The sequence below is a fragment of the Nocardioides dilutus genome, from assembly GCF_054779555.1.
This window is the reverse complement of record NZ_BAAGYA010000002.1, coordinates 204,059-217,411: the sequence shown is the minus strand read 5'-3', so window position 1 is coordinate 217,411 and position 13,353 is coordinate 204,059. Positions and strand designations below refer to the sequence as shown.

14 protein-coding genes are annotated in these 13,353 nt (G+C 70.5%); 7 read left to right on the top strand and 7 right to left on the bottom strand.

All coding sequences use genetic code 11. The features are described 5' to 3' along the window. Positions 1-10 precede the first annotated feature (10 nt). Positions 11-346, bottom strand: coding sequence for a hypothetical protein (locus ACYVC6_RS10620; RefSeq protein ID WP_460713780.1), 336 nt, complete (start codon positions 344-346; stop codon positions 11-13). A 159-nt stretch (positions 347-505) separates the two neighbouring features. Beyond that, on the bottom strand, positions 506-1,165 hold the full coding sequence (locus ACYVC6_RS10615) for an HNH endonuclease family protein (RefSeq protein WP_460713778.1): 660 nt from the start codon (positions 1,163-1,165) through the stop codon (positions 506-508). A 163-nt stretch (positions 1,166-1,328) separates the two neighbouring features. Here ACYVC6_RS10615 and ACYVC6_RS10610 point away from each other — a divergent pair, with 163 nt between their 5' ends. Then, positions 1,329-2,723: a WS/DGAT/MGAT family O-acyltransferase gene (locus ACYVC6_RS10610; RefSeq protein ID WP_460713776.1), complete on the top strand. Its 1,395-nt coding sequence runs from the start codon at positions 1,329-1,331 to the stop codon at positions 2,721-2,723. Between the two features lies 1 nt (position 2,724). Here ACYVC6_RS10610 and ACYVC6_RS10605 read toward each other — a convergent pair whose 3' ends face one another. Beyond that, a complete protein-coding gene (locus ACYVC6_RS10605; RefSeq protein WP_460713774.1) occupies positions 2,725-3,909 on the bottom strand; it encodes a site-specific DNA-methyltransferase in 1,185 nt (394 codons plus the stop codon). A gap of 81 nt (positions 3,910-3,990) precedes the next feature. On the opposite strand from ACYVC6_RS10605, the gene ACYVC6_RS10600 reads away from it, so the two are divergent. Next, positions 3,991-4,959, top strand: coding sequence for a hypothetical protein (locus ACYVC6_RS10600; protein ID WP_460713773.1), 969 nt, complete (start codon positions 3,991-3,993; stop codon positions 4,957-4,959). A gap of 36 nt (positions 4,960-4,995) precedes the next feature. Here ACYVC6_RS10600 and ACYVC6_RS10595 read toward each other — a convergent pair whose 3' ends face one another. Next, entirely contained in the window at positions 4,996-5,484 is a 489-nt protein-coding gene (locus ACYVC6_RS10595) for a hypothetical protein (protein WP_460713772.1), read from the bottom strand. Between the two features lie 218 nt (positions 5,485-5,702). Beyond that, entirely contained in the window at positions 5,703-6,242 is a 540-nt protein-coding gene (locus tag ACYVC6_RS10590; protein ID WP_460713771.1) for a DUF6318 family protein, read from the bottom strand. 124 nt (positions 6,243-6,366) lie between these two features. Between ACYVC6_RS10590 and ACYVC6_RS10585 the strand changes: the two genes are divergently transcribed. The 4 genes from ACYVC6_RS10585 to ACYVC6_RS10570 all read left to right on the top strand — a co-directional run bounded on the left by ACYVC6_RS10585 (position 6,367) and on the right by ACYVC6_RS10570 (position 11,003). Then, positions 6,367-7,107: a matrixin family metalloprotease gene (locus ACYVC6_RS10585; RefSeq protein WP_460713769.1), complete on the top strand. Its 741-nt coding sequence runs from the start codon at positions 6,367-6,369 to the stop codon at positions 7,105-7,107. A gap of 29 nt (positions 7,108-7,136) precedes the next feature. Continuing rightward, positions 7,137-8,009 carry a matrixin family metalloprotease gene (locus ACYVC6_RS10580; protein WP_460713767.1) on the top strand — a complete coding sequence of 291 codons (873 nt, stop codon included), beginning with the start codon at positions 7,137-7,139 and terminating at the stop codon, positions 8,007-8,009. 99 nt (positions 8,010-8,108) lie between these two features. Beyond that, a complete protein-coding gene (locus tag ACYVC6_RS10575; RefSeq protein WP_460713765.1) occupies positions 8,109-9,683 on the top strand; it encodes a CocE/NonD family hydrolase in 1,575 nt (524 codons plus the stop codon). A gap of 24 nt (positions 9,684-9,707) precedes the next feature. After that, on the top strand, positions 9,708-11,003 hold the full coding sequence (locus tag ACYVC6_RS10570; protein WP_460713763.1) for a phosphodiester glycosidase family protein: 1,296 nt from the start codon (positions 9,708-9,710) through the stop codon (positions 11,001-11,003). Here the strand turns inward: ACYVC6_RS10570 and ACYVC6_RS10565 are convergent. Continuing rightward, positions 11,000-11,458, bottom strand: coding sequence for a hypothetical protein (locus tag ACYVC6_RS10565; RefSeq protein WP_460713761.1), 459 nt, complete (start codon positions 11,456-11,458; stop codon positions 11,000-11,002). The two genes, ACYVC6_RS10570 and ACYVC6_RS10565, sit on opposite strands and share 4 nt — an antisense overlap. A 61-nt stretch (positions 11,459-11,519) precedes the next feature. Between ACYVC6_RS10565 and ACYVC6_RS10560 the strand changes: the two genes are divergently transcribed. Further along, positions 11,520-12,095, top strand: coding sequence for a mismatch-specific DNA-glycosylase (locus ACYVC6_RS10560; protein WP_460713759.1), 576 nt, complete (start codon positions 11,520-11,522; stop codon positions 12,093-12,095). Here ACYVC6_RS10560 and glgC read toward each other — a convergent pair. Then, positions 12,092-13,336 (bottom strand): glucose-1-phosphate adenylyltransferase, encoded by a 1,245-nt coding sequence (gene glgC / locus ACYVC6_RS10555; protein ID WP_460713757.1) that lies wholly within the window; start codon positions 13,334-13,336, stop codon positions 12,092-12,094. The two genes, ACYVC6_RS10560 and glgC, sit on opposite strands and share 4 nt — an antisense overlap. Positions 13,337-13,353: the final 17 nt, after the last annotated feature.

Genomic DNA, 13,353 nt, shown 5'->3' with positions numbered 1-13,353 from the left:
ACGCCGGGCGTCACGCCGGGCCCGCCTGGTGTGCCCAGTCGAGCGCCTGCTGGGTGTCGGCGAGGTCCCGGTACCACGTCCGCACCTCGGTCCGGCACCGCACCCGGGCGACGCGGCCGGAGTATTCATCGCACTCCGCGCGGGCCTCGGAGCTGGTCGGCGGGAAGAGCGAGGTGCCGTCGTAGTGACGGATCTCGAAGCCGTTGGCGGCGTCGCCGGTGATCTCGACGATGGTGTCGCCAGGCGGCGCCATCACGCCCACCGCCGAGCCGGTCGCGGTCGCGAGACCGACGACGGGCACGGCGGCGAGCAGGACGGCGAGCAGCAGCGAGCGGACGTGGGTCATGGCTTCCTCCCGAGATCGAGGGCCGGGCGGTCCGGCGTCCCGACGACGCTAGGTGCGCGGGAGGACGGCCGGGCGACCGCGGACGACGCCTGTGGACGACGGCCCAAGGACCCGGCCTGTGGACCCGAAGGGGACTCCATGGCCGGGCGCCGAGTGCACCTACCGCGCGATCGTGACCGTGATGGTCGTGTTGGTGCAGTCCGCCGCCAGCGCCGTCAGGGCGTCCTTCTCGGCGCTGTCGACCGTCAGCCGCCAGCGGTGCTTCACGGCGACCCACTGCTTGACGTACTTGCACTGCTGCTTGTCCGGCAGCCACTCGTCGGGGTCCTGGTCGCCCTTCGACCGGTTGGCCGAGGCGGTCACGGCCACGAGCGAGCGGTAGTCGCCGAGGTCGTTGGCGAACAGCCGCCGGGTCGCGGTCGTCCATGTGCGCGCGCCCGAGTCCCAGGCCTCGGCGAGCGGCACCATGTGGTCGATGTCGAGGCCGCCAGGACCGTTGACCGAGACGCCGTCGTAGTAGGAGTACCAGCGGCCGCCGGTCAGCTTGCAGTCGTCTCCGACGCTGGGCGGGTCGTCGGCCTCGGCGAGCAGCACCTCGTTGCGGGTGCTGCACCCGTCGCCGTCCGCGTCGATCCAGTGCGGGAACAGCTTGCGCGCATAGCCGGTGCGCACCTCGGCGGCCACCGGGAGGTCCTCGACCGCGGTCCGCAGCGGCTCGGAGTAGGTCTCGGCGGCGGCGGGGGACGGCAGCCCGAGAACGACGGCCACCAACGGCGCCACCAACGCGAGCACACGACGGAAGGAACGGCGGTCGGCCATGACGGACTCCAGGGACGGACGGTGGCGGGGGGCTATGACGAGGGTCACCCGGGAACCGCGCCGGCGCAACGGCACGGCCAGCGGGTTGCCCTTGTGGCTGTCGTCACCACAAGGGAGGATCCGAGCCCACGGGTTGATACACGTAAAGACAGCGAGGTTCCTGGTGGTCACACCGATCGACCCCACGGCGGTGGGGTTCCTGCTCGCGGAGAACCGCAACATGCCGATGCACGTCGGGGGTCTCCAGCTCTTCAAGAAACCCGACGGCGCCGGCCGCGACTACACCCGCGAGATGTTCGAGCAGATGCGCGACGTCGACGAGATCGCGCCGCTGTTCCTCAAGCACCCCTACCGGTCCCTGCGCACCGGCGGCCAGTTGGTGTGGAAGGACGACGAGCAGTTCGACATCGAGCACCACGTCCGCCACAGCGCCCTGCCCAAGCCCGGCCGCGTCCGTGAGCTGCTCGAGCTCTGCTCCCGGCTGCACAGCACCCGGCTGGCGTGGGAGCGCCCGCTCTGGGAGGCCCACGTGATCGAGGGCCTGCGCGACGGCCGGGTCGCGATGTACACCAAGACCCACCACGCCCTCGTCGACGGCGTCTCCGCGATGCGGCTGCTCGCCAGCGTGCTCAGCACCGACCCCGACAAGCGGAACATGCCCGCGCCGTGGGCGGCGACCGGGCCGCGCGCCAGCAAGAAGGAGGCCGACCACAGCCTGTCCGAGGTGCCCATGAGCGCGCTGCGGGCCGCGATGGGCATCACGACCGAGGCGGCCGGCATGCCGAGCGCCCTGGTCAAGACGATCACCAAGGGCCTCAAGAACGAGACCTCGTCGCTGTCGCTCTACGCCCCGCGGACGATCTTCAACCAGCCGATCACCGGGTCGCGGCGCTTCGCCGCCCAGGACTGGCCCATCGAGCGGCTCCGGGCGATCGGCAAGGCCACCGGCACCACCCTCAACGACGTCGTGATCGCGATGTGCTCCGGCGCGCTGCGCACCTATCTGCTCGAGCTCGACGCGCTCCCCGAGGCGCCGCTGGTCTCGATGGTTCCCGTCGGCCTCAACGCCAAGCAGTCACAGATCGCCTCGGCCGAGGGCGGCAACGCGGTCGGCTCGGTCATGGTGCAGATGGCGACCGACAAGCACGACCCGGCCGACCGGCTCGCCAGCATCCACCGCTCGATGAAGGACGGCAAGCAGGCGCTGTCGTCGATGACGCCGGTACAGATCCTCGCGATGAGCGCCATCGGCCAGGCCCCCGCCATCCTCACCCCGATGCTGCGGATGCAGGGCATTGTCCGCCCGCCCTACAACGTCATCATCAGCAACGTCCCCGGCCCGCGCACCACCCACTACTGGAACGGCGCCCAGCTCACCGGCACCTACCCGCTCTCGATCCCCATCAACGGGATGGCCCTCAACATCACCTGCACGTCCTACGACGGCCAGATGGCGTTCGGCCTGACCGGCTGCCGCCGGACGGTGCCGCACCTGCAGCGGCTGCTGACCCACCTCGACGACGAGATCGCCGCCCTGGAGAAGGCCGCGGGCGTCTAGCTCACGGCCGTACGTCGAGCCCGCCACCGTGCCGCTCGGCGACCGCGCTCAGCCGCGCGCGGGTGATGTCGGCGACGGTGAGCAGCCCGGCGTTGCGGGCGTTCGACCCCTCCCGGGTGGGCTCTGCCGAGTTGATGCTCACGCAGCGCCGGGTGCCGCCGTCGGCCTGGTTGGCCAGGGCCACCGCGTGCCCGGTCGTGCCGCTGCCGGCGAAGAAGTCCAGCACCAGCACGTCGTCCGGCATGGTGCCGAGGATCCGCCGCACCAGGCCGGTCGGCTTCGGCGACTCGAAAACGTGTCCGACGATCTCCTTGAGCTCGGCCACCGCGGTGTCGGTCGAGCCGACCTCCTCGGCGAGCCAGATGGTGCGCAGCTTCTTGCGGCGGGTCCCGCGGTGGTCGCGGTCGAGCCAGTCCTTCTGGAACACGTCGACCCGCTCGCCGCCTCGGCCGTTGATCCGCCGACAGACCAGGTCGCCGGGCCGCTCGTCGATCAGCGGCCGGCTCCAGCGCCAGACCGCCGGCGTACCGTCGCCGAACACCGGCGTCACCTCGACCGCGCCCGCGAAGGGGGCGGTCCGGACCGCACCGCTCTCCGGGTCGCCCCAGACCGGGAAGTGCAGGGTCGGCGCGGTGACCGGGTTGAACTTCTTGTTGGTGTTGCGCAGCGGCAGGTGCCGATAGCGCCGCCCGCCCGGGTCGTCGAGGTCCGTCAGCGGGAAGTCGCGTTCGTCGACAGTCTCGGTGCTGCTCGCGTGCAGCGCTGTGGTGCGGGCGTCTCGGGCGTAGACCAGCAGGTATTCATGGCTGGTGGCGAACCCGTTGCCCAGCTGACGGCCTTTGGGGTTGAGGTTGACCACCACCTGGGCGAGGAAGTTGGCCTCTCCGAACACCTCGTCCATCAGCAGCCGCAGGTGGGCCGCCTCGTTGTCGTCGATGCTCACCCAGATCGCCGAGCGGGCGCTCATCGCCGCCCGCGCCGCCACCAGGCGGGGCCGCATCATCGCGACCCAGGCCTCGTGCCGGGTCAGCCCGTCCCGGGCCCGGATGTCGTCGGCGTAGGCGAAATCGTTGCCGGTGTTGTAGGGCGGGTCGATGTAGACCAGGTCGACCTCGCCGAACTCGGCCGCGACCGTGGGCAGCACGTCGAGGTTGTCGCCCTCGACGAAGGTGTTCCACGGTGGCACCCGGCCAACCTAGTCGGGCGGCTGTCCACAGATCTCGTACGCCGGGTGCCTGCCGTCCCCCTCGGGGGAACGCTCCGCCGCGTGACCGAGCCTGCCAAGCCGCGCCTCGACACCCAGGAACTCGACCACCTCCTGACCTGGGTGCAGTCGGGGGTGGTCTCCCGGCGGCAGATCCTCGAGCTGCAGGGGACCGACCGGGACATCGCCCGGATGGTCCGCCGCCGTGAGCTCGTGGCCATCCACCCCGGCGTCTACGTCAACCACACCGGCGAGCCGTCGCGCCTCCAGCGCGAGTGGGCAGCCGTCCTCTACTACTGGCCGGCCGCTCTCACGCGCGAGTTCGCCCTGCCGACACCGAGCACGTCCGGGCCGGTTCACGTGGCCGTGTCCGATCGCCGGTCGGTGACTCGGGTGCCGGGCGTCGTGACGCACCGGACCGCCGGGTTCGACGAGCGGGTGCAGTGGATCAAGAGCCCGCCGCGGCTTGCCTACGAGCATGCCGCGATCGACGTGGCGGCGAACAAGAGCGACCTCGCCGCTGCGTTCCAGGTCTTCGCCGACGCGTGCCAGACCCGGGAGACGACGGCCGCGGCCATCGCCGCGACACTGCGAGGGCGGCGTCGCGTCCGCGGTCGCGCGGTCCTGCTCGAACTGCTCGCCGACCTCGAGACGGGCGCCTGCTCGGTCCTCGAGCGCGGCTACCTCGACCTCGAACGCCGCCATGGTCTGCCCACTGTTGATCGACGACAGGTGCCGACGCGGATCGCCGGCAAGAGGGCTTACCGCGACGTCGACCACAGCGACTGCGGCGTCCTCGTCGAGCTCGACGGCGAAGCCTTCCACGACAACGCCGCCGCGCGGGACCGGGACGCGACCCGCGACCTGGCCGCCACCGTGACCAGCCGGCTGACCACCGTGCGGCTCACCTACGGTCAGGTCTTCCGTGACGGCTGCGCCACTATCGCCCAGATCGCCACCCTGCTCGAGCGCGGAGGCTGGCCCGGTCCGTTCACGCCGTGCCCCGAGTGCCCGCGCCCAACAAGCGCATGATTCGCACGCACCTGGTGCGTGTGAACCATGCGCTTGTCAGTAGCCGACGAGCACCGGTGTCGCCGTGAGCACCTGGAGCCCCACTGGCGGCCCGGGCACGGTCACGCTGCCCGGCACGGCCGCCCACGGACCGCCGTTGACCCGGTAGGTCGCGGTGTAGGTCGTGTCCACCGCTGGCGTGACGTCGCCCTTGCGTTGGTAGGTGTGGGTGATCCGCAGGTCCGGGTAGGGCGCCCCGCCGTCGGCGGTCGTCAGCACCTCGCCGTCCCCGAACCGCCAGCCGAACCCGCTCGGCACGATGTGCAGGTCGACCCGCTGCCCGAGCAGCGTCACCGTCCGGTCGAACGGCGCGGTGTCGGTGAAGAAGTTGGTCTTGAAGTTCACCAGCGTGCGTCCGTTGGCGGGCTGGACCTGAAGGTCGGAGGCCGGCAGCGGGATCGAGCGGAACGCCGTGGCCACGAGGTCCGGCGTGATCAGGTCCTCTGCGGCCTCGGGTGGGATGTCACAGAACTCAAATGGATCCACTCCGTTCTCGATAGCCGTCACCACGCACACGGCGTCCAGTTCTGAGTCACGAGGCGGGTCGAGAACCTGCTCGGCGGATCCTGAGTCTCCCGAGCACGTTTCAACGATCGAGATTTGGATGTTGCCGTTCACTGAGACGGTCTGTTCTACATAGGTGCACGTCACGGCGTGAGCCGCTTGCCCGATCGTGATAGCCAGGCCGATCGCCAAGGTGATGACTACGAGATGAATGCAATGACGCTGAATCGCCATCCCTCGTCCTCTCGGACCAACTCAAACCTCATCAGATGACTACTGGCCTCATAGGCCTGGGGCGCAGCCCCCTCCTCGAGAATCGTGGTACCGGCAGCGATACGGACGGCCCCGCTCAACTTCGCAGAGAGGTCGTCCTGGCGGTCGACGTTGGTGCTAACCAGGCGCCATTCGCCTCCCTGGTAGCTCCCGCCGGCTTGGTAGACGGATTCGATTGGCTCCGAGAAGTTGTCGCACCCGAGGCAGTCTTCGCTCGCGAGTGCCCGCTGCTCTGTTGTGTTGCCTGTTCGCAAGGCCAGATTCTGCGCCTCCACCCACGCCCGCACCGTCTCCTCAGGCGTCAGCGCTTCGGGGGTCGCCGTCGCGGTGGGGCTCGACTCGCTCTCGCTCGGACTGGGAGCCGACGAGGAGGGGGTGGGATCGGCGATGTCGGGAGTGGGCTCGTCCTCGCAGGCGACGACCGCGCACAGGAGCAGAGCCACGACGAGCGCGCGAAGTCGGGTCACCTGCGCGTCCTTCCCCGAGAAAGCCGACGGACCGAACCTAGCGATTCGCGACCCGGCTGAGAACGCCCCCGCTCAGATCTGTGGATGACCGGACAGACCCAGGAGCCTTGCCGATACTCGACGCATGGAGGGGACGCTCGGGGAGACCAGCACCTCCGCGACCCCTCCGCCGCCCCTGGCCCCGCCGCGCCGCACCGAACGTGGAGGAGGACGCCGGGTCGCCGTCGGGGTCCTGCTGGCCGCGGTCCTGGCGTTCGTGCTCATCGTGCTGTGGTCGGTGTTCAACGGCGGCTCGGGCAGCTATGCGTTCCTCCGGACCACGTCCGACGGAGAGCCGATCACCTGGGACCACTGCGCTGCGATCCGCTACCAGGTCAACCCCGCCGGCGCTCCGGACGGCTGGCGCGACCTCGTCGACGGGGCCTTCGACGAGATCGCCGAGAGCAGCGGGTTCGTCTTCCTCGACGCCGGCGAGACCGCCAACCGGACGCTGGCCGGCACCTACAGCCCGGGCAGCACCCGGGGCGAACCGATCCTGATCATCTGGTCGAGCCAGGGCCGGCTGCACAGCCTCCAGGGCGACACGGTGGGCCTCGGCGGCGGCGCGGTCCTCGAGGTCAACGGGCTCCCGCGCCTGGTCACCGGCGCCATCGCCTTGGACGCCGAGTCCCACAGCCGCACCTACGACCCCCTGACCACGCGCGCCCAACAGCTCATCCTCATGCACGAGATCGGGCACGTGCTGGGCCTCGACCACGTCGACGACAGCCGCCAGCTCATGCACGCGTCGTACGTCGGCCAGGACGGCCTCGGCCCGGGCGACGTCGCCGGCCTGAAGGCGCTGCACGACGTACCGTGCGGCTGAGGCTTGGATGAGTTGGCGAGGATCGGTCCATGGATGAGTCCCGGCGCGCGCGCAAGGCGCGGCAACGCTGGGAGCGCGAGATGCTGCGGCGCCTGGAGGAGCTCGACGACCTCGACCGCCGCTACGGGCTCGGCGCTTCACCCACGAGCCACCCGCCGGCCCGGCCGCGCCACCGCGGCATGCCCCGGGTCGAGCGGCACAAGCGCGGGACGACCAACCCGGTCCTCCCGGGGCTCCTGGTCGTGCTCTGCCTGCTCGTGTTCTTGTTCTTCAAGAGCCCGACGACCACGGGGGAGCGGCTGCGGCAGTTCGTCGACGGGCTGAGCGGCGGCGACGAGTCCTACAAGTTCGTGGCGAGGGGACCCGACAACCTCCCGGTGGGCTGGGACCCGTGCGAACCGATCCACTACGTCGTCAACCCCGAGGGCGCCCCTGACGACTGGGTCGAGATCGTCGGCGACGCGGTCTCCGAGATCGAGGACGCGAGCGGGTTCGAGCTCGAGGCGGACGGCATCAGCACGGACACGTCCTCGGACCGGCGGGCGGAAGGCGCCCGCCGGGAACTTCCCGTCCTCATCGACTGGGCCACGCCCGACGAGGTCCCCTCGCTGCGCGGCGACACCGTGGGCATCGGCGGGTCCAGCGCGGTCACCCGTAACGGCGAGACCCGCTTCGTCACCGGCGTCGTGGTCCTCGACGAGGACGAGTACGACCGGATGCAGCGGCTCGGACGGGACCGGGACGCGTCCCTGATCCTGGCCCACGAGCTCGGGCACGTGCTCGGCCTCGACCACGTCGACGACCAGCAGCAGCTGATGAACCCGTCCTACATCGGCCAGCGCGGCTTCGGTGACGGCGACCGGGCCGGGTTCGCGGTCCTGGGCGACATGCCTTGCGCCTGACCGCGACCGGGCAGCCGCGTGACCTGGGCGCCGGTCAGCAGTTAACCCGTCAGTAACCCCAGCCAGTAATCCAGCGTCGCACCGACCCCCGAGGACCCCATGACGTCGCGCATCGCCCTGGCCTCCGTCGGGCTGGCCACCGCCCTGGTGGGCACGCTCGCCGCGCTGCCGTCCGTCCAGGCCAGCACCGCACCGACCGCCATCAGGCTGGCGGCGGCCGACGCGTCGGTCACCGTGTCCAACGCCTGCCTCACCAGCGTGCCCGACCCGGGCACGACCGAGCCGGTCAAGATCTGCTACTCGCTGTTCCGGCCGGCCGGGGCAACCCGCAAGCGCCAGGTGCCGATGATCCTGCACAGCCACGGCTGGGGCGGCTCGCGCACCGAGGACGCCGCGGCGTTCAAGCGCTTCACCGATGCCGGCTACGGCGTACTGTCCTTCGACCAGCGCGGCTTCGGCGACAGCGGCGGCCACGCCTACGTCGAGAACCCGACCGTCGAGGGCCACGACGTCCGCGCCCTGGTCAAGCTGATCAGCAAGCTCAAGTGGGTCAAGAAGGACCGTCCGGGGGACCCGCGCCTGGGCGCCATCGGTGGCAGCTACGGCGGCGGCTACCAGTTCCTCGGCGCCTTCGAGGAGATCCGCACCCAGGGCCGCCAGGTCTTCGACGCGCTGGCCCCGCAGATCACCTGGTACGACCTCTCGCAGAGCCTGGCGCCCGAGGGCGTCGTCCGCACCGAGTGGGCGCTGGCGCTCAGCGCCGCCGGAGTCCCCACCGACGCGTTGCCGCCCAACATCTACAAGGCCCTGGTCGAGGGTGCCGCCACCGGCACCTGGCCGGACGGCTCGATCCCGGGCACCGAGGACCTCAAGGCGTTCTTCAAGAAGAACGGCCCCCGCTACCACGTCCGCCAGGGCCGCCGGATCACCGTGCCGGTGCTGTTCGGCCAGGGCATGACCGACACCCTGTTCGCCTCCGAGCAGGGGCTGAGCAACTGGCGGCTGACGCTGGGCAAGAAGGCCCGCAAACGCAGCATCTACGTCGGCTACAACGGCGGCCACGTGCTCCCCTCGGTCTACCCCCAGGGCGTCAACGTCACCTCCGACCCGTGCAGCAAGAAGCTGGCCGGGGGCAACTTCGAGGAGCTGACGGTCCGGTTCTTCGACGAGCAGCTCAAGGGCAAGAAGACCGGCCTCAAGGGCTATGACCACCTGCACTTCGCCACCCGGGGCAGCGGCTGCGTGAGCGTCCACAACGCCCAGCCGGACAAGGCCTTCGCCCTCGGCACCGTCGTCGCCCAGACCGGGCCGGCCGGCCCGGCCGTGGCCACCGAGGTCGCCAAGGGGCCGATCACGATCGCCGGCTCGTCCTACCTCACCGCCGACGTCACCTCGGTCGGCATCGACAGCCGTGCGTTCCTCGGCCTCGCCGTGGGCACCTCGCCACTGGACGCGACGCTGGTGCAGAACAACGTGCTCCCGGTCCGCGAGGTGACCCCGGTCGTCGGCGTCAAGCGCCGGATCACGATCCCGTCGGTGTCGGTCGAGGTGCCCGCCGGCCAGTCGCTGTTCCTGCTCGTCAGCCCGACCAGCGAGACGTTCCTGACCATGGGCAGCCGGCCGCCCGGACTGATCACCCTCGAAAACGCGATGCTGCATCTCCCGGTGGTCTAGCCCCCCACGACCTACCCTCGTGGGGTGACACAGAGCTCTCGGAGGCGTCGGCTGCGGACGACGCTCGGCCTGGCCGCGATGTCCGGCGCACTCGTCGGGGCGTCGCTGCTGCCGACGGCGGCGGCGGGCGATCCCATCCACCCGCCGGCGCCCGACCGGCAGCGCGCCCCCCAGACCTCCGACGGGGTGCCCGGCGAGATCGCCCCGTGGGTGCCGCGCTCCCAGCGTGGCCCGGAGTCGTGGACCTGGACGACGCTGGCCGGGTGGGAGGTCGTCCCCGGCGTCTCCTTCGAGAAGTTCGACCTGAGCGACGCCCGCGGTCCGGTGCGCGGCCACCTGCTCCGGGTCAGCTACAACTCGCCCGGCATCAGCCTCGACTACGGCGGACGCCCCAAGATCGCCTCCACGGCGCCGCTGCTCGACACCGTGCTCGCCGACCAGGCGATCGCCGGGGTAAACGGCGACTTCTTCGACATCGGCGACACCGGCGCGCCGCTGGGAGTCGGCCGCGACCGACAGCGCAAGATGCTGCACGGCGTGGCCAGCGGCTGGAACTGCGCGTTCTTCATCAAGCGCGACGGGCAGCCCGACATCGACTTCCTCTACGCGACCGCGCGGATCGTCCAGCACCCCGAGATCGAGATCCCGACGGTCAACGCCCCCTCGGTGCGCCAGGGCGGGGTCGGGCTCTACACCGAGAAGTGGGGGATGCTGAAGGGCTACCAAGTCACCGACGGGCAGAAGCAGAAGGTGCGCATGGTCGTCGTCAAGAACGGCGTGGTGACCGAGAAGCGGAAGACCTTCCCCAAGTCGCTCAAGGTGAAGGGCAAGATCCTGATCGGGCGCGACGAGGGCGCCAGGCAGCTGCGGCGACTCAAGAAGGGCACACCGATCACCGTCAAGTCACGGCTCACCCCGCGGCCCAAGATGGCGATCACCGGCAACGTCTTCCTGATCCGCGACGGCGTGCGCAAGGCCCGCGACGACCGCGAGATGCACCCGCGCACCGCCGTCGGCATCGACTACGACACCGGCGTCATCTTCCTGCTGGTCATCGACGGCCGGCAGGACAACAGCCGCGGCTACACGATGGTGGAGCTGGCCAAGCTGATGGAGTATCTCGGCGCGGACGAGGCCCTCAACCTCGACGGCGGCGGCTCCTCGACGATGGTCGCGCTGCGTCCCAACGGCAAGACCAAGGTCCTCAACTCCCCCTCGGACGGCCATCAGCGGTGGGTGCCCAACGGCCTCGAGGTGTTCTACGACCCGACGGCCACGCCACCGCCACCGCCACCGCCGACTCCGCCGCCGACTCCCTAGCCGACGACGGACTCGTCGACGAGCACCACGGCGACGCTGGTCATCGGGGCGAAGCACTCGACGGGGCTCTTGGTCGTCTTGACCGCCTGGATGAGGATGCCGGTGTCAGTGCTGGTGACCGTCACCTCGCTCGGTACCTCGCAGCCGATCGCCACGACCGCGGCGTACGCCGCCTGGTCGTCCGGCACCTCGAGGCTGTCGATGACCTGGACGAGAGCGGTCTCCATCCGGTCGTCGTCGAACTGACCGGCGAACTGGCGCACCGCGCTGACGTCGGCCAGCGGGACCGCGCCGGGCGAGACCATCCCCCCGACGGCGGTCTCGGTGACCATCTCGACCAGCTCGAAGGCGATCGCCCCCCTGGGCTCCTGGTCCGCCTCACCGGCCTCCTCCTCGCCGCACGAGGCCACGACGAGGGTGCCGATGAGGGCGAGGACACCGAGAGCTCTGCGCATGACCCTGGGACGGTAGCCCAACCGGATGGGTTCCGACGCGCCTCGTGGTCTCATTTCCCGCGTGCCCCGCTTCACCCGCGCCGAGCTCGAGTCGTTCCGCGACGCGGAGGTGCCCGACCTGCTGCCGGAGGACGGCTCACCGCTCAGGCTGCTGTTCGTCGGCATCAACCCGGGGCTGTGGACCGCGGCCGTGCAGACCCACTTCGCGCGACCCGGCAACCGGTTCTACCCTGCTCTGCTGCGCGCCGGGATCATCGAGCGGCCGATCGACCCGGCCGCCGGGATGACCGACCAGGACCGCGACTACTTCCGCCGGCGCGGCCTCGGGATCACCAACGTCGTACGCCGCGCCACGGCCCGCGCCGACGAGCTGTCCGACGACGAGCTGCGCGAAGGCGGCCGACGGCTCGTGGTGACCGCCGAGCGCACCCGGCCCAAGGTCGTCGCCGTCGCCGGGATCACGGCCTACCGAGTCGCGTTCGGACATCGGAAGGCCGTGGTCGGGCGGCAGCCCGAGTCGCTGGCCGGATCCGAGCTGTGGGTGGTGCCCAACCCCAGCGGGCTCAACGCGCACGACACAGTGGACTCGCTGGCCGCGGCGTACGGCGAGGCCGCCCGGGCCGCGGGGGTGATCTAAGCGGGGAAGGGCTGGTCCTTGCCCAGGACGGTCAGCCCGTCCTCCACGAGGAACCCGCGCGCCTCGTCCTCCTCCGGGTCGAAGCCGACCCGCGCACCGGGCGGCACCACGACGTTCTTGTCGAGGATCGCGTTGCGCACCTGAGCGCCCTCGCCGACGATCACGCCGTTGAGCAGCACCGAGCCCTCGACGCTGGACCCGCTCTCGACGCGCACCGCCGGCGACAGGACGGAGTGACCGACGGACCCGCCGGTGACGACCACACCGGGTGACAGCACCGCGGCGTCGACCTGCGCGGGGGTCCCGTCGGCGCCCTGGACCAGCTTGGCGGGCGGCTGCGGGCCGTAGGAGGTGTAGATCGGCCAGTCGAAGTTGTAGAGGTTGAACTCCGGCAGCGGCGAGACGACGTCCATGTGCGCCGCGTGGTAGGACGACAGTGTCCCGACGTCGCGCCAGTAGTCGCGGTCGCGGTCCTTGGAGCCGGGGACGTCGTTGTCCTTGTAGTCGTAGACGCCGGCCAGGTCGCGTCTGACGAACCCCGGGACGATGTCGCCGCCCATGTCGTGCTTGGAGCCCTGGGTCTCGGAGTCGCGGGTGACGGCCTCGACCAACGCGTCGGCGGTGAAGACGTAGTTGCCCATGCTGGCCAGCACCTCGCCGGGGCTGTCGGGCAGGCCGACGGGGTCGGTCGGCTTCTCGAGGAACTCCCGGATCCGGGACGGGTCGTCGGGCTGCACGTCGATGACGCCGAACTGGTCGGCGAGCTTGATCGGCTGGCGGATCGCGGCGACCGTGCACGCCGCACCGCTGTCGATGTGCTGATCGACCATCTGGGAGAAGTCCATCCGATAGACGTGGTCGGCGCCGACCACCACGACGATGTCGGGCTCCTCGTCACGCAGCAGGTTGAGCGACTGGTAGATCGCGTCCGCGCTGCCCATGTACCAGTGCTTGCCGACGCGCTGCTGGGCCGGGACCGAGGAGACGTAGTTGCCGAGCATCGAGGACATCCGCCAGGTCTGGCTGACGTGTCGGTCGAGGCTGTGCGACTTGTACTGCGTCAGCACGACGACCTTCAGGTAGCCGCTGTTGACGACGTTGGAGAGGGCGAAGTCGATGAGCCGGTAGATCCCGGCGAACGGGACGGCCGGTTTGGCGCGGTCCGCGGTCAGCGGCATCAGCCGCTTGCCCTCCCCTCCCGCCAGCACGATGGCCAGGACCTTCGGGCGGTGGGTGCTCATGACCGCCAACCTAGCCA

What these genes read in the sequence shown, in the direction of transcription:
- ACYVC6_RS10620 (WP_460713780.1), bottom strand. Translation starts at nt 346, where the DNA reads ATGACCCACGTCCGCTCGCTGCTGCTCGCCGTCCTGCTCGCCGCCGTG.
- ACYVC6_RS10615 (WP_460713778.1), bottom strand. Translation starts at nt 1,165, where the DNA reads ATGGCCGACCGCCGTTCCTTCCGTCGTGTGCTCGCGTTGGTGGCGCCG.
- ACYVC6_RS10585 (WP_460713769.1), top strand. Translation starts at nt 6,367, where the DNA reads ATGGAGGGGACGCTCGGGGAGACCAGCACCTCCGCGACCCCTCCGCCG.
- ACYVC6_RS10580 (WP_460713767.1), top strand. Translation starts at nt 7,137, where the DNA reads ATGGATGAGTCCCGGCGCGCGCGCAAGGCGCGGCAACGCTGGGAGCGC.
- ACYVC6_RS10575 (WP_460713765.1), top strand. Translation starts at nt 8,109, where the DNA reads ATGACGTCGCGCATCGCCCTGGCCTCCGTCGGGCTGGCCACCGCCCTG.
- ACYVC6_RS10565 (WP_460713761.1), bottom strand. Translation starts at nt 11,458, where the DNA reads ATGCGCAGAGCTCTCGGTGTCCTCGCCCTCATCGGCACCCTCGTCGTG.
- glgC (WP_460713757.1), bottom strand. Translation starts at nt 13,336, where the DNA reads ATGAGCACCCACCGCCCGAAGGTCCTGGCCATCGTGCTGGCGGGAGGG.